The sequence below is a fragment of the Pseudomonas sp. genome, from assembly GCF_030150285.1.
Taxonomy (GTDB): Bacteria; Pseudomonadota; Gammaproteobacteria; order Pseudomonadales; family Pseudomonadaceae; genus Aquipseudomonas.
In genome coordinates this window covers 41,354-57,062 of record NZ_JASLGE010000030.1, presented here as the reverse complement: position 1 = coordinate 57,062, position 15,709 = coordinate 41,354, and the positions used below count along the sequence as shown (strand labels likewise).

The window sequence follows — 15,709 nt, the reverse complement described above, 5'->3', positions numbered from 1 at the left end:
GCTCACAGATTAAATCGTCACCAGCCCGCGTACACCCTCTGTTTGCATATTTTCACCGCGCCCCTGTTGCACGATTTCGCCCCGCGACATCACCAGGTACTGGTCGGCCAGTGCTTCGGCAAAGTCATAAAACTGCTCCACCAGCAAAATGGCCATGTCACCGCGTGCGGCCAGCATCTTGATCACCGCCCCGATTTCTTTGATCACCGAGGGCTGAATGCCTTCGGTGGGCTCATCCAGAATCAGCAACCGTGGTCGGCTGGCCAGGGCGCGACCAATGGCCAACTGTTGCTGCTGCCCACCGGACAAATCGCCGCCGCGTCGGTGTTTCATTTGCAGCAGCACCGGGAACAGTTCGTAGATAAACGCAGGCACTTCGCGGGCTTCGGAACCGGGAAAGCGCGACAAGCCCATCAGCAGGTTTTCCTCCACCGTGAGCCGGCCGAAGATTTCCCGCCCCTGGGGCACATAAGCGATACCGGCCTGCACCCGTTGATGGGGCCTGAGCGTGGTAATGGCGTTGCCTTCCCAGTGCACCTGGCCTTCTTTGATCGGCAGCAAGCCCATCAGGCATTTAAGTAGCGTGGTTTTACCCACACCATTGCGGCCCAGCAGGCAGGTGACTTCGCCTACTTTGACCTCAAATGACAGCCCACGCAGGATGTGGCTACCGCCGTAATACTGGTGCAGCTTTTCGACTTGAAGCATGTTCAGATTCCCCACATTCCTTGTAGGAGCGAGCTTGCTCGCGATCTTTTTAAAAAATCAAAAGATCGCGAGCAAGCTCGCTCCTACACAAAACCAGCGATTTATCGACCGAGGTAGACTTCGATCACGCGTTCATCCGCCTGCACCTGCTCCAGCGAGCCTTCGGCCAGCACGCTGCCCTGGTGCAACACGGTGACGTGGTCGGCAATGGCGCCGACAAAGCCCATGTCGTGTTCCACCACCATCAGCGAATGCTTGCCCGCCAAGCGTTTGAACAGTTCGGCGGTGAACTCGGTTTCGGCGTCGGTCATGCCCGCCACCGGTTCGTCCAGCAGCAACAGTTGCGGGTCTTGCACCAGCAGCATGCCGATCTCCAGAAACTGCTTCTGGCCGTGGGACAGCAACCCCGCCGGGCGGTGGGTCGAGTGGTTCAGGCGCAGGGTGTCGAGCACTTCGCCAATGCGGTCTTTCTGCTCGCCGGTGAGGGTGGCACGCAAACTGGCCCACACCGATTTATCGGTTTTTTGCGCCAGTTCCAGGTTTTCAAACACGCTCAAGGCCTCAAACACCGTGGGCTTTTGAAACTTGCGGCCAATGCCCGCCTGGGCGATTTGCACTTCGCTCATATGGCGCAAGTCCAGGGTTTCACCGAACCAGGCCTGGCCTTCGGTGGGGCGGGTCTTGCCGGTGATGACGTCCATCAGCGTGGTCTTGCCGGCCCCGTTGGGGCCGATGATGCAGCGCAGCTCGCCCACGCCGATGTACAGGTTGAGGTTGTTCAAGGCCTTGAAGCCATCGAAGCTGACGCTGATATCTTCCAGGGTCAGGATCGTGCCGTGGCGGGTGTTCAGGCCCGGCCCGGCGGTTTGGCCCAGGCCGATGGCGTCGCGGCTGCTGCCCGCATCTTTGTTGGGGTCCAGAATAGGTTCGAGCATGACATTCCTCATGGTTCATCCCGTTTTTTCAACAGGCCGATCACGCCTTTGGGCAGGTACAGGGTCACGACGATAAACAGCGCGCCGAGGAAGAACAGCCAGTATTCGGGGAAGGCCACGGTGAACCAGCTTTTCATGCCGTTAACCACGCCCGCGCCTAGTAATGGGCCGATCAAGGTGCCGCGCCCGCCCAGGGCGACCCACACGGCGGCTTCGATGGAGTTGGTCGGTGACATTTCGCCCGGGTTGATAATGCCCACTTGCGGCACGTACAACGCCCCGGCCAGGCCGCACAGCACGGCGCTCAGCACCCACACAAACAGCTTGAAGCCGCGCGGGTCGTAGCCGCAAAACATCAGGCGGTTTTCGGCGTCCCGCAGGGCGGTCAGCACACGGCCAAACTTGCTGCGCGCCAAGCGCCAGCCCACCCACAGGCTGGTAATCAGCAACAGCACGGTGGCCAGAAACAGAGCCGCGCGGGTGCCCGGTTCTGTGATGCCGAAGCCCAGAATGGTGCGGAAGTTAGTGAAGCCGTTGTTGCCGCCAAAGCCGGTTTCGTTGCGAAAGAACAACAGCATGCCGGCGAAGGTCAGGGCTTGGGTCATGATCGAGAAATACACGCCCTTGATCCGCGAGCGGAAGGCGAAAAACCCGAACACCAGCGCCAGTAAACCGGGGGCCAGCACCACCAGGCACAGTGCCCACCCGAAGTGCTCGGTGCCCACCCAGTACCACGGCAATTCGGTCCACGATAAAAAAGTCATGAACGCGGGCAGTTCATCGCCCGAGGCCTGACGCATCAGGTACATGCCCATTGCGTAGCCGCCCAGGGCGAAGAACAAGCCATGGCCCAGCGACAACAGCCCGGCGTAGCCCCACACCAGGTCCAGCGCCAGTGCGACGATGGCGTAGCAGAGAATTTTACCCACCAGCGTCAGGGTGTACGCCGAGACCTGAAACGGGCTGTCGGCCGGCAGCAGCGACAGCAGCGGCAAGGCCAGCAATACCAGCAGCACCAGTGCGCCGACCACGGCGGTGACGGTCGGCCCGGCTTTTTGTGCAGCGGTTACCATCAGAGGCTGATTCATCAGTCGATCACCCTTCCTTTGAGCGCGAAGAGCCCTTGCGGACGCTTCTGGATAAACAGAATGATCAGCCCCAGGATCAGGATTTTGCCGAGCACGGCACCGATCTGCGGTTCAAGAATCTTGTTGGCGATGCCCAGGCCCAGGGCGGCGTACACGGTGCCCGCGAGCTGGCCGACACCGCCCAGCACCACCACCAGAAATGAGTCGATGATGTAGCCCTGGCCCAGGTCGGGGCCGACGTTGCCGACCTGGCTCAGCGCCACGCCGCCCAACCCGGCAATGCCCGAGCCCAGGCCGAAGGCGAGCATGTCCACGCGCCCGGTGGGCACGCCGCAGCAGGCGGCCATGTTGCGGTTCTGGGTGACGGCGCGCACGTTGAGGCCCAACCGGGTTTTGTTCAGCAGCACCCAGGTCAGGAACACCACAGCCAGTGCGAACACGATGATCACCAGCCGGTTGTACGGCAGCACCAGGTTGGGCAGCACGTGCAGCCCGCCCGAGAGCCAGGCCGGGTTGGCCACTTCGACGTTTTGCGCGCCGAACAGTACGCGCACCAGTTGAATCAGGATCAGGCTGATGCCCCACGTCGCCAGCAAGGTTTCCAGCGGGCGGCCGTACAGGTGGCGAATGATGGTGCGCTCCAGAATCATGCCCACGGCAGCGGTCACAAAGAACGCCACCGGCAGGGCCAGCAGCGGGTAATACTCAATGGCACCGGGGGCGAATCGCTGGAAGAGCAACTGCACGCAGTAGGTGGAATACGCGCCGAGCATCAGCATTTCGCCGTGGGCCATATTGATCACGCCCAGCAGGCCGAACGTAATCGCCAGCCCCAAGGCGGCCAGCAACAGGATCGAGCCCAGCGACAAACCACTGAAGGCTTGGCCCAGCAGGTCACCGATCAGCAGTTTGCGTTTGACCTGGCTCAAGCTGGTTTCGGCGGCGGTGCGCACCGTGGCATCGGTTTCAACGCCCGGTTGCAGCAGGGCTTCGAGGCGGGTGCGGGCCAGCGGCTCGCCGGTTTCACCGAGCAAGCGCACAGCGGCCAGGCGCACGGCGGGGTCGGGGTCGACCAATTGCAGGTTGGCCAGCGCCAGGCTCAGGGCGCTGTGCACATCGGTGTCGGTTTCGCCGGCCAGTTGCCGGTCGAGGAAGGCCAGTTGCGCCGGTGTGGCGGTTTTTTGCAACTGTTGCGCGGCGTTCAGGCGCAGCGTTGGGTCCGCAGCGAGCAGTTGATGGCTGGCCAGCGCCGTGTCAATCAGACTGCGAAGGCGGTTGTTCAGGCGAACGGTTTTAGTGTGGCCGTCGACGGTGATCTGGCCTTGTTGCAGGTTATTGATCAGTTCGATGCGTACGGGCTCGGGTTGAGCGGCCCAGCGTTCGAGGAGTTTGACCTGTTGAGGAAGGTTGGCAGCGGCAAAGTCGCTGGCGTCATCGGCATAAGCGCCCAGTGGCAGCAGCACCAGGAGTGCGCAAATAAAACGAAAAAGGGCAGTGGGCATGGTTTTAGCCTTGCGCAATCTGTAGGAGCGAGCGTGCTCGCGATCTTTCAGGCCGATCAAACGATCGTGAGCCAGCTCGCGCCTACAGGGAATTACGGGGGTTAGTTGCTTTTAACCGCGTGGTCCGGCTTTTTGTCGTTGCCCGGAATGTAAGGGCTCCACGGCTGGGCACGGATCGGGCCTTCGGTCTGCCACACCACGCTGAACTGACCGTCAGGCTGGATTTCGCCAATCATCACCGGCTTGTGCAGGTGGTGGTTGGTCTTGTCCATGGTCAGGGTGTAGCCGGACGGTGCGGCGAAGGTCTGGCCCGCCAGTGCTTCGCGCACTTTGTCGACGTCGGTGGACTTGGCTTTTTCCGCCGCTTGCGCCCACATGTGAATGCCCACATAGGTGGCTTCCATCGGGTCGTTGGTCACAGCCTTGTCCGCGCCGGGCAGGTTTTTGGCCTTGGCGTAGGCCTTCCAGTCCGCCACAAATTTCTCGTTGACCGGGTTCTCCACCGACTGGAAGTAGTTCCAGGCCGCGAGGTTGCCCACCAGCGGCTTGGTGTCGATGCCGCGCAGTTCTTCTTCGCCCACCGAGAAGGCAATCACCGGTACGTCGGTGGCTTTGAGGCCCTGGTTGGCCAGCTCTTTATAGAAGGGCACGTTGGAGTCGCCGTTGACGGTGGAGATCACTGCGGTCTTGCCGCCCGCCGAGAACTTTTTGATGTTGGACACGATGGTCTGGTAATCGCTGTGGCCAAACGGGGTGTAGACCTCGTCGATGTCTTTGTCGGCCACGCCTTTGGAGTGCAGGAACGCCCGCAGGATCTTGTTGGTGGTGCGCGGGTACACGTAGTCGGTGCCCAGTAGCACGAAGCGTTTGGCGCTGCCGCCGTCTTCGCTCATCAGGTATTCAACCGCCGGAATGGCTTGTTGGTTTGGCGCGGCACCGGTGTAGAACACGTTGGGCGACATCTCTTCGCCTTCGTACTGCACCGGGTAGAACAGCAAACCGTTGAGTTCTTCAAATACCGGTAGCACTGATTTGCGCGACACCGACGTCCAGCAACCAAACACCACCGCGACCTTGTCCTGAGTCAGCAACTGGCGACCCTTTTCCGCGAACAGCGGCCAGTTAGAGGCCGGGTCGACGACCACGGCTTCAAGCATCTTACCGTTGACCCCGCCCTTGGCGTTGATCTCGTCAATGGTCATCAGCGCCATGTCTTTGAGCGAGGTTTCGGAGATTGCCATCGTGCCGGACAGTGAATGCAGGATGCCTACTTTGATGGTCTCGGCGGCTTGCACCGTCCAGGTCAGGCCCATCGCGACAAGGGATGCGCTCAGGGTGAATGCCTTGATCAAGCTACGACGCTTCATGGTGCGATCTCCAGGGGTCTCGTTTTTTTAATGGGTCGATGCGAACACGGGGAAGGTCTTTAGCAAGGGCTGTGCCGAAGTGGTGCAAAGCGTCTGTTACGGGGCTTTTAATCGGTCTGTTTGATGCGAGCGCACCACAAGGGGACCGCGCAAGGGCGTGCGTGCACGGCTGTGCCCAGCCTTGGTGCTGATTGGTTAATTAAGTACCACCGCCGCAGAGCGGGGGTTGCTGAAGATAAACGGGTGCAGCGTGGCTGCACTGGCCGCGACCTTGTTATCCCGGTCAGAGTTTTGAATAGGGACATTAAAATGATCGACTTTATAACCAGACGCGTTCAACGCAACACAAGGGCTTCCACTGTGCCTTTGCCCGAGTTGAGCCCCGCGTTTTTAACGGCCGATGATGCTGCTCGTTACGCCCATGATCTGATTGGCGAGCAACGTGACGCTGAATATGGGGGGATTATTTTGCGGCGTGCCAATGGCAAGTTTTACGCCACCAAGCCGACCAAGGGCCAGAGCCGTTTATTCGAACCTGAGACGGTGATTTCAACCGATGCCCAGGGTTACTTTATTTCGCCGCCGGGGTTTGTGTGCGTCGGGTTTTACCATTCGCACCCGCTGAACTATGCGGAGATCAAGGGGTACTTTACCGATTGGACAAAAGAAGATGCGGTGACGTCGCTGAGCTTTTTCTCTCCGGGTGATATCGCCTTTACGATTCAACATCGTTATTTCACGAAAACCCATTATCTGTCGGGCCTCAATGGTTCGCTGATCAAATATGTCAGCAGTGGTTCTCGCGAAGAGGCGGAGTATTACCCGAAGTTGACGAATTTGACCGACCCGAATACGCCCTATCCGGTCAAGAAAATGCAGGACTACATTCTGAAAGTCGCGAGCATTGGCCAATTGACTGTGCTGCAAACCAGCGAAATCTGGGGCGGGAAAACCGGCAGGGTCGATCAGAGCTTCACGATCTACAAGGCAGAAGCGCGGTTGGACCTTCCCGAGAAGGTGCTCAACATTCCCGCGTATAGCCAAGTGTATTCAAGCCTCAAGACAGCGTTGAGGCGCATGCGCCAGCGTGTGCTCTCCATGACTGAGCATCAGTACGGGGTGATACTCAAACACCAGACTAAAGATGAGTATGTGCTCACAGAACCTGTGGTGGGCAAAGCCTTCACGTCGCCGATGGACCATATGTTCTTGAAGGGGGGGACCGATGATCTTTCTTATTACGTAGAGCCGGACTTCGATATTTTTGGCATTTACTATGGCTGCGCCACTTACTACGACCCCAGCAAGGTACCCGCTGACGAAAAAAGAATTTTCAAAAGCTTTATTCCGCCAGAGTCCATGAGGGGAGCGCTGAATCTGGCGAGGCTGGCCAGAACGAGCTCGCGGGCAGCTGCGTTACCGATTTATATTGCGAGCCGCGACGGTGCACTGCTGCAGTACAACTCGTTGCTGTCATCCGCCGAGGGCCCGTACCTAGCGCAGGAGCCTGGCAGTGAGGCTGTGATCATGGCGCGCGATGTATTGGCCGGTCATGTCAGCCCTGCCGAGTACATTCGCGGGTTGGCGGGTGCCGGTCAGTTGAGTGTGCTGTACGGCAGCGACCTCTGGGGGGGGCCGGGGCCGGTAACCGGGCAGTGGAAAGCCTATCGCGACTTCCAGCGGCGTACCCATGGCCCGCTGTTTAAATCGGCCGATGATGCCGCCCGTTATGCCCATAAAAAAATCGACAGGCGACACAAGTCCGTGTTGGGCGGGCTGATTTACCAGCGTCAGGATCAGCGTTTTTTTATCACCGAGCCCCTGAAAGTGGAGACCGAGTTTTTTGAGGCTGATGGTGTATTGCCCGGCCCGATGTCGGCTCTTGCGCCAGTGGGGTGCACAGTGGTTGGGGTGTATTTCACGCACCGTGCCAGACCCCTTCAACTGACGTGGACCGACACCGAAAACCAACACTACCGCGCCATGTTTTCCCCTGGCGAAATCTTCGAAGCCATTGAAAATCGAGTGCAGTTTCCCGCCCGTTACCTGTCCTGCTTTGACGGCTCGCTTATCAAGTATTCACCCAGCGGTTCAGTGGGTGAGGGCCAATTGCTGGCACGTGTAAAGCCGCCCGTGAGTACCCCTGAAAAAATCCATCGCAGTGAAACTGAATTGGCGTTGTTCTCCAGTTCGCTCAAACCCCAGGGGTTTATTACTGACGTCGCTCGTACAGGCGATTTGCAGGTTATTGAGCCCAGCCCGGTATGGGGGCCAGCAGGTGTGATCAAGGGCGACACCGTGTTTCCGCGCGTGGGCGCGGCCTCTGAGGATGCCATTGTGCAACCCGCCTGTGGCCCGGTCTTCACACAGGAACAGGACGCCATTCGGTATGCCCACGCACAAATGGGTGGCCGTGACAGCGTGCAGTTCGGCTTTGTTCTTAAAAGCGACGTGAATGAAGAGTACGTGGCGACCCGGCCGGTGCCAAATGGGTACATGACCCTAAGACGGGTCTTTCCCTATGTGAGTTCTACGTCGTCTTACGTTTTGCCTGAAGGGTTCCATCTGTGTGCGATGTACCTTGGGTCGATCAAAAAATCACGGCTGCTGGAGAAGGATGCGGTGTATCAAGACTTCATCTCGCCCGAGGATATTGCCATTGCGTTGGTGACACTGTCGTCGCTCAGGGACTTGCGTTACCCGTTGGCACTCAACCCATCGATGTACCTGTCAACGGCGAGCGGTGCCCTCTTGAGCTATAAACCGAGCAGTATTTCAAAAGCCCTGTTGTTGGATACTTTTCGCGACGCAGGCAGAGGGATGCTCAACAAACTTGCGCGCCTGGAGCTCACGGCGATGAGTTATGTGCGCAAGGTGGCGGCAAGCGGAGACCTGAGCGTGCTGAACGTCAGTGATGTGTGGCGCAACGTGGGCCCGGTGTCGGTGGCATGGCAGCCATATGCGCAAGAGCCGGTTAACCTTAATCCCTCCCGGTATGCCTTGTCCCCCGTGTTTGCGTTTGCAGACGATGCGGCCCGTTATGTCCATCGTCAGCTTAAAACGCCCCACACCTTCAACGTCATGGGCGGTGTGCTGAGCCACTTGAGTACCGATTCCCATGTGGCACTGGAGCCCGAGGTCAGCAGCAGCCTGTACGCCAATGTCGCGGAGCAGGTCTTGAGAACGCACCGCAGCAGGCCTCAAGAACGATGGTCGGGGCCAACTTTTCCAGCGGGTTATGAAATCCGCCGCCTGCACTTTTCCCGCGATATGAGGGCTGTGAAGGCGAGCAGTGTGGGGGAAACATCACGGTTGAAAAACACACCGTGGCCCACGGATCTCTGTTATGCCGAACGTGTGCAGGATGAGCTGTCGGTCCATTTGCCGCTGACCACGACCTACCCCAGTGCGTATGTGTCCACCGATGATGGTGCACTGCTGTTGTACCAAAGTCTGGGCAATGATGGGGCAACGGACACGCTGTGTGGCCCCGCGTACAGGCTTCTCAGCACGTCGCAGGAATATTTTGCCGAGCGGGTGCATGCCACCGGCACCGGCAAAAAGACCGAGCAGATTCTCAAGGAGGTCACGGCTTCGGGCACGCTGTATGTGTTGATCACCAGCCAAACCTGGCCGGAGCCTGGCCGACTTTTTGAGCCGGTGTTTGAGCCGATACCTGACGATGTGTTCGATTGGACCGGCGTGCTACCGCCGTGGCGGTCGGGGCCGGAGCGCGATGAGCTGTGATGCCTGCACCGGGCGGCAAATCGATAACTAAATAGCCCCCTCAAGCCTGGCCTCCCGTGAAAGATGGACAGTGATCGTGCAGTCGCACGGTCACTTTTTCAGACAAGGGTGCCAATCATGAAGAGTGTCAAGGGCGAAGGTGGCCGCCAAAAACGCCAGTTACCGAATCAAACCGTTCAGTTGCCTGATCTGAGTCCCGCCTTTATTAATCCGGATGATGCTGCACGATTTGCTCATGAGCTGATCGGTGATTTTCGCGAAGTTGAATATGGCGGCATGATTTTGAAAGATGCCCAAGGGCATTACGTTGCAACCCGACCCGTGCGGGGTAAAACCAACACCTTTGACCCGGCGCTCGTGGCCTCAAGCAATGCGCAAGGCAAGTTTATTCACCCGCCGGGTTATACCTGCTACGCCCTCTATCATTCGCACCCCAATAATTACGATGTATTGCAACGTTTGTTGCCTGGGTGGAGCCGCGCTGAAATCAATACGGCGGTGCAGTTCTTTTCCTCTTACGACATAGGCTTGAATGCATTTAATGCCTACTTCGCCCCGGTGCACTATTTGTCTGCTGTCAATGGCGTGCTTTTGAAGTACGAGGCCAGTGGTTCCGCTTTCGAAGCTGATTTGGCGAGTCGCCTCTTTATCGATACACAAGCGCACAGGCTGACCTTCGAGTCGATTGAAGACGCTATACAGGCTGTGGCCAAAGCGGGCCTGTTAAGTGTGATCCAGTCTTCTGAAGTCTGGGGCTGGAACGTGGGGAAAGTAGAAAGCACATTCAAACTCTACACCCCGGGCAATACCCTCGATGGGGTGCCGAGTGCGATTCAACGCCCGGCATTCAGCCCGGTGTGTCCCTCGTTGAAAGCGTTGATCAACCATGTACGCAACCGCGCAGAGCGAGTGGTCGACAGTCATTACGGGTTTGTTCTTGAAAACAAGGGATCAGGAACGTTTATTGCCACTGAACCCATGCCCCTGACGCTTGAAACGATAGGCTTGCAAGCGTCTGCCGATACTGAGTTGGCGGCGTCAGTCTTCTCCAGGACACCGGTGTTTTCCACAAACGCACAGGGTGAAGTTGCAGTGCCGCAAGGGTATGACATCGTCGGTGTGTATTGCGGCGAAAATCAGTACCGCCCGCCGAGCAGCTTGCCGGCAGAGGAACCTACCGTCTTTAAGCACTTTATTGACCCCATGTTTATGGCGACGGGGATCACGGCGGCCCGGTCAACGACCCGGCTCAAGCATGCCGACAGTACCCGAGCGATACCACTCTATATTCTGGTTCGCGATGGTGCTGTGCTGGAGTATGTGTCGACATTCTCGGCGCAGGAGCAGCAGTTCCTGAACCCTCTCCATGACCGGGGCTGGATCAGGGTGGCAGGCGACCTGCGCCTGGGCCTTTATAAAACCCGGTTCTATGTTCAGGACATGGCCACGGCTGGTGAGTTGAGTGTGCTGAACACCAGCGATTTATGGAGTACTGCGGGGCGTGTCACTCACCTGTGGCAGCCGTATAAACATTTCTTGCGACGGGCATTGAGCCCGGCTTTTATCAGTGCCGATGATGCCGCGTTGTATGTTCACGGCCGCATTGCGGGCCGGGATAGAAAAGTTTATGGCGGTGTGATTTATCAACGTGCAGACAAGCGTTTTGTCGCGACCGAACCCTTGGCGGTCAGCACTGAAACCTTTGATGTAAAAACCGTTATACCGCCCGAGCTTCAATCATTTGTGCCGCCGGGCTGTACGCGGGTGGCGATGTATCACACTCATCGTGTGTCGCCTTTGCAACTATGGCGCTCAGCACAAGAGGAGCAGTTATACCGAAACATGCTTGAACCTCATGAAGTCAGTGCGGCCATTAATGACCGTAACGAAATCAAGACGCGCTATTTTTCGACACAAGAGGGCGCATTGCTCAAGTATTCCCCTAGCGGCTCGCAGAGCGAGCAGCATGTATTGGGCCTGTTATCGCCCTCTGTTGCTGACTCATGGAGCGTGCGCAAAAACCAGATTCAACAGCGTTTGCGCGCCAACAGGCTGAAACCCAGCGAGTATATTTCGGGAATAGCCGCTACCGGAACGCTGGAAGTGCTCAAGGGTAGCGCCTGTTGGGGGGCACCGGGGGTGGTGGCTACCCGCTCGGTGTTGCCTTTGGCCGAGGGGAACACGCGACTCCCAGCGTGCAGCCCGATCTTCACTCAAGAGCAGGATGCCGTGCGGTTTGCCCATACCCAGATGGGCGCACGCAACGCCGTGCAGTACGGCTTTATCTTGAAAAACACGCAGGCTGACGCCTATGTCGCGACGCTGCCTTGCACCGACAGCTATTTGAGCCTGGCCAAGGTGTTTCCTTATGACCCTGTGACCCTGCGCTACCAGTGGCCCGACGGTTTTATCGCCTGTGCGATGTACCTTGCTGCCCCTGAAACGCCAGCCGTTGCGCTCGCTGACGCGGTGTACCCACAGTTTATTTCCCCCTGCGATATCGCCATTGCGCTGGTGACCCTTTCGGTCCTTGAAGACCAACACCACCCCCAGACACTGAACCCGGTGCTGTACCTCTCGACTGCCTCGGGGGCGTTGTTGAGCTACTTGCCAAGCACGCTTTCAAGGCTGATTTCTGTGGGCATTTTCCGAAACTCCGGCAACTGGATGATGGGGCAACTGACAACCCTGGCGCAGACTGCGGTGGCCTATGTTCGCGAGGTGGCACAGAGTGGCGGGCTAAGCGTCATCAAGACCGGTGGCGTGTGGGTGAATCCCGGCCCTGTGCCGGCGACGTGGAAGCCCAGTGTCAAAGAGTTGTTGGCTGAGCACAATCATCCGCGGGTTGTGTCATTGGGCCCGGTTTACGCTCATCCCGATGACGCTGCGCGTGCGATGCATCGGCAACTCAAACGGCCCCACACCCTCAATACCATGGGGGCTGTGCTGAGTAACCCGGCGCGCGACAGTTGGGTGGCGCTGGAGCCTGAGGTGAGCAGCGGCTTGCAGGCCAATGTCGCGGAGCTGATTGTGATCAGCCATCGGTACAAACCCAGTGAGGACCCCTTGCGCCCGATTTTACCCACCGGGTATTCGGTGCAGCGCCTGCACTTCGCGCGCGACGTCAGGTACGTGACCGCGCAGAGCGAAACGCAGAAAAAACGCGTGCAGAACCTGCCTTGGCCGGTGGACCTCTGTTACGCGTCGGTGGCCATGGAACACATGGCCAACCGCGCTGGCGATGAGCACTATGAGGTCAACGTATATGTGTCGACCAACGACGGAGCCCTGCTGTTGTACTCAGCGGGGGAGGAAGCGCGGGAGGTCCAACTGTGTGGGCCGAAAAAGGCGTTTGCGCGTACCGAGGCGGGCTATTTTGTCGAGAACGCTCAGGCATCGTCTGTGCCCAAAACTTCCAGCCAAATGCTCACTGACATCGCCAAGGCCGGGCAACTGATTGTGTTGGTCGTGAGCCCGGCCTGGCCTGGCCTCGGGTTGTACCGGGCCGCTTACGTTGAACGTGAACCTGAGGGGGGCTTTGAGTGGACCACGCCCAGCCCCTTGCAACCCACCGTCACCCCCAAACCCGGAATATTGCGCGATGAGCTTTAACGCTTGCGCATCAAACCAATAAAGAACAACCCGCCGATGGCGGCCGTGGCCACGCCGATGGGCAGGTCTTCGGGGGCGATCAGGGTGCGGGCGGCGACGTCGACCCACACCAGAAACACGCTGCCCAGCAGCGCGGACACCGGCAATAAACGCCGGTGTTCAGCGCCCACCAGGCGGCGGGCGATGTGCGGGATCATCAGGCCGACAAAGCCGATGGAGCCACTGATGGCCACCAGCACGCCGGTCATCAGCGAGGCGATCAGAAACACCTTGAGCCGCACGTTGCGCGCATTCAGGCCCAGGGTCACGGCGGTTTGCTCGCCGGCCATCAAGGCGTTGAGCGGGCGGGCCATGCCGAGCAACAACCCCAGGCCCAGCAGCACGACGGCGCTGGGCACGGCCAGCAGTTCCCAGCGTGCCAGCCCGAGCCCGCCGAGCATCCAGAACAGCACGGCCGAGCTGGCGCGGTGGTCGCCCATAAACAGCAGGGTGTTGGCCACGGCCATCATCACAAACGACACCGCCACGCCGCATAACAACAGCCGGTCGCTGTCCAGTCGGCCCTGACGGCTGGCGATGACCAGCACCAGCAGCATGCTCAGCAGCGCGCCAATAAAGGCCGCGATCGGCAAGGTCAGCAGGCCGATGATTTCGCCCACATGCAGCACCACAATCACCGCGCCCAACGTCGCGCCACTGGTCACGCCCAACAAGTGCGGGTCGGCCAGCGGGTTGCGCGTCACGGCTTGCAACACCGCACCGATCAACGCCAGCCCGGCCCCCACCAAGGCACCGAGCAGCATGCGTGGCACGCGGATCAGCCACACAATATGTTCCTGGCCAGCGCTCCAGTTCACGTCACCGAGGCCGAACAGTTTGTACAACACAATGTGCCACACCACATCCACTGGCACCCGCGCTGGGCCAAACCCCAGCGACACCACGCACGACACCAGCAACAGTGCGCCCAGCGTAAGCAGCAAGAGGGCGTAGCGGCGAGCCATCATTGTGGGTGGAAGCCTTTGGCGAGGGTTTCAATGGCCAATACATTGTCGATGCCCGGCGTGGCCTGCACGTAGGGGATGACGATAAAGCGTTGGTTGCGGATGGCGGCCACCGATTGCAGGGCCGGGTGGGTTTCCAGGAACTGCTGTTTTTGCTCGGCGCTGACTTCGCTGTAGTCGACGATCACGATCACTTCGGGGTTGCGCTCCACCACGGTTTCCCAATTGATGCGGGTCCAGCTGGCGTCGATATCACTGAGGATATCGTTGCCGCCTGCGGCTTCGATCAGCGCGTGGGGAATGCCCAGCTTGCCGGACGTCATTGCACGGTCTTCACCGCTGTCATACAAAAACACTCGGGGTTTTGACGCCGGAAGGGTCTTTTGCACGTTGGCGATTTTTGCCTGCATCTGGGCGATCAAGGCGTTGGCGCGGTCTTGTACGTCGAAAATTTTGCCGAGGTTGCGCAGGTCGTTGTAGGTGTCTTCCATGCTGGCGGGCGGGCGTTTCATCACAAAGGCGCAGGACTCCGTCAGCTCGTACACATTGATGCCCAGTGGCGTCAGGGTGGCGGGCGTCAGGTCGCCGCCCACGCGCATGCCGTAATCCCACCCGGCGAAGAAAAAGTCGACGTTGGCGTTGAGCAAGGTTTCCACCGATGGGTACTTGCTGGCCAGTTCTGGCAAGCCGTCGAGGATGGCCTTCATCTCGGGCGTGACGGATTTCCAGCCACTGATGCCGCTGTAGCCCGCCATGTGCGGCTTGAGCCCCAGTGCGAGCATCATCTGCGTCATGTTGATGTCATGGCTGACGGCGTGCTGGGGTGCTGCATTGAAGGTCACGTCACGGTTGCAGCTTTTAATCGTCAGCGGGTATTGCGTGGCGTCAGCCTGCGCCCATTGCGCGCTGAGTAATACGCAAAGGCCGAGTGCGAAGCGGGTCAGGTTCATGGTTGGGTTATCCAGGTAATGCGCGGGTAGCCAGAAAGAGGATGGTCGTCGATCAAGGCTTCAACGCCAAATACCTCACGCAACAATTCGACGGTCAGCACCTCGCGCGGGGTGCCGCTGGCGATGATTTTGCCGTGGTCGATCACGTACAGCCGGTCGCAAAAGGCGGCGGCCAGGTTGAGGTCATGGATGCTGGCCAGGGTCGCGATCTTCAGGCGTTTGACCAATTGCAGCAACCCCAACTGATAGCGTGGGTCGAGGTGGTTGGTGGGTTCGTCGAGGATCAGCAGTTCGGGTTGTTGAGTGAGCGCGCGGGCCAGAATCACCCGTTGTTTTTCACCGCCCGAGAGGGTGGCGAAGGCGTGGTCTTCAAACCCGTGCAGGCCCACGGCTTCCAGGGCCTGCCGGATCAGTTCACGGTCGGCATCGGTGTCGCCGTCGAACAGGCCTTTGTGTGGCGTGCGGCCCATGGCCACCACTTCGTTGACGGTCAGGCCAAAGGCATCGGGAAATTCTTGCAGCACCACGGCAATGCGCTGCGCGCACCAGCGCGGTGACTGTTGCCAGAGGTTGTGCGGGCCGAGTTGAACCTGGCCGGCCTGGGGTTTACTGAAACGGTAGGCGCAGCGCAACAGGCTGGTCTTGCCGCTGCCATTGGGCCCGATCAGGCCCACAAACTCACCGGCGGCCACGTACAGGTCGGCCTCACGCAACTGGAACTGGTGATGACAATGGCCGTGGCCCAAGGGCGTCCAAGCGAGTTTGGTGAGGGTCAACTGAGTCATGGCATTCCGGT

10 protein-coding genes are annotated in these 15,709 nt (G+C 59.2%); 2 read left to right on the top strand and 8 right to left on the bottom strand.

The genetic code is table 11. From position 1 onward, the window contains the following. Positions 1–9 precede the first annotated feature (9 nt). The 5 genes from urtE to urtA all read right to left on the bottom strand — a co-directional run bounded on the left by urtE (position 10) and on the right by urtA (position 5,600). A complete protein-coding gene (gene urtE, locus Q1W15_RS06475; protein ID WP_300725257.1) occupies positions 10–708 on the bottom strand; it encodes an urea ABC transporter ATP-binding subunit UrtE in 699 nt (232 codons plus the stop codon). A gap of 101 nt (positions 709–809) precedes the next feature. After that, complete coding sequence (urtD, locus tag Q1W15_RS06470) at positions 810–1,655, bottom strand: urea ABC transporter ATP-binding protein UrtD (RefSeq protein WP_300725255.1); 846 nt, start codon at positions 1,653–1,655, stop codon at positions 810–812. After that, positions 1,652–2,731 (bottom strand): urea ABC transporter permease subunit UrtC, encoded by a 1,080-nt coding sequence (urtC, locus tag Q1W15_RS06465; RefSeq protein ID WP_300725253.1) that lies wholly within the window; start codon positions 2,729–2,731, stop codon positions 1,652–1,654. The genes urtD and urtC overlap by 4 nt, the downstream gene beginning before the upstream one ends. After that, positions 2,731–4,233, bottom strand: a complete 1,503-nt coding sequence (urtB, locus tag Q1W15_RS06460) for an urea ABC transporter permease subunit UrtB (RefSeq protein ID WP_300725251.1) — start codon at positions 4,231–4,233, stop codon at positions 2,731–2,733. The genes urtC and urtB overlap by 1 nt, the downstream gene beginning before the upstream one ends. Positions 4,234–4,334: 101 nt before the next feature. Continuing rightward, complete coding sequence (gene urtA / locus Q1W15_RS06455) at positions 4,335–5,600, bottom strand: urea ABC transporter substrate-binding protein (protein ID WP_300725249.1); 1,266 nt, start codon at positions 5,598–5,600, stop codon at positions 4,335–4,337. Between the two features lie 360 nt (positions 5,601–5,960). On the opposite strand from urtA, the gene Q1W15_RS06450 reads away from it, so the two are divergent. Then, complete coding sequence (locus Q1W15_RS06450) at positions 5,961–9,347, top strand: DUF4329 domain-containing protein (protein ID WP_300725247.1); 3,387 nt, start codon at positions 5,961–5,963, stop codon at positions 9,345–9,347. 117 nt (positions 9,348–9,464) lie between these two features. After that, positions 9,465–12,959, top strand: a complete 3,495-nt coding sequence (locus tag Q1W15_RS06445) for a DUF4329 domain-containing protein (protein ID WP_300725245.1) — start codon at positions 9,465–9,467, stop codon at positions 12,957–12,959. On the opposite strand, the gene Q1W15_RS06440 is transcribed toward Q1W15_RS06445, so the two are convergent. From Q1W15_RS06440 to Q1W15_RS06430, 3 genes are read right to left on the bottom strand one after another with little or no spacing between them, the layout of a single operon-like run. Next, positions 12,956–13,966, bottom strand: coding sequence for an iron ABC transporter permease (locus tag Q1W15_RS06440; RefSeq protein ID WP_300725243.1), 1,011 nt, complete (start codon positions 13,964–13,966; stop codon positions 12,956–12,958). The genes Q1W15_RS06445 and Q1W15_RS06440 overlap by 4 nt on opposite strands. Then, entirely contained in the window at positions 13,963–14,913 is a 951-nt protein-coding gene (locus Q1W15_RS06435; RefSeq protein ID WP_300725241.1) for an ABC transporter substrate-binding protein, read from the bottom strand. The genes Q1W15_RS06440 and Q1W15_RS06435 overlap by 4 nt, the downstream gene beginning before the upstream one ends. Beyond that, positions 14,910–15,698, bottom strand: a complete 789-nt coding sequence (locus tag Q1W15_RS06430) for an ABC transporter ATP-binding protein (RefSeq protein WP_300725240.1) — start codon at positions 15,696–15,698, stop codon at positions 14,910–14,912. Before Q1W15_RS06430 ends, Q1W15_RS06435 begins: the two co-directional genes overlap by 4 nt. Positions 15,699–15,709: the final 11 nt, after the last annotated feature.

Coding starts and splice junctions, on each gene's coding strand:
- urtE (WP_300725257.1), bottom strand. CDS start 708: ATGCTTCAAGTCGAAAAGCTGCACCAGTATTACGGCGGTAGCCACATC.
- urtD (WP_300725255.1), bottom strand. CDS start 1,655: ATGAGGAATGTCATGCTCGAACCTATTCTGGACCCCAACAAAGATGCG.
- urtC (WP_300725253.1), bottom strand. CDS start 2,731: ATGAATCAGCCTCTGATGGTAACCGCTGCACAAAAAGCCGGGCCGACC.
- urtB (WP_300725251.1), bottom strand. CDS start 4,233: ATGCCCACTGCCCTTTTTCGTTTTATTTGCGCACTCCTGGTGCTGCTG.
- urtA (WP_300725249.1), bottom strand. CDS start 5,600: ATGAAGCGTCGTAGCTTGATCAAGGCATTCACCCTGAGCGCATCCCTT.
- Q1W15_RS06445 (WP_300725245.1), top strand. CDS start 9,465: ATGAAGAGTGTCAAGGGCGAAGGTGGCCGCCAAAAACGCCAGTTACCG.
- Q1W15_RS06440 (WP_300725243.1), bottom strand. CDS start 13,966: ATGATGGCTCGCCGCTACGCCCTCTTGCTGCTTACGCTGGGCGCACTG.
- Q1W15_RS06435 (WP_300725241.1), bottom strand. CDS start 14,913: ATGAACCTGACCCGCTTCGCACTCGGCCTTTGCGTATTACTCAGCGCG.
- Q1W15_RS06430 (WP_300725240.1), bottom strand. CDS start 15,698: ATGACTCAGTTGACCCTCACCAAACTCGCTTGGACGCCCTTGGGCCAC.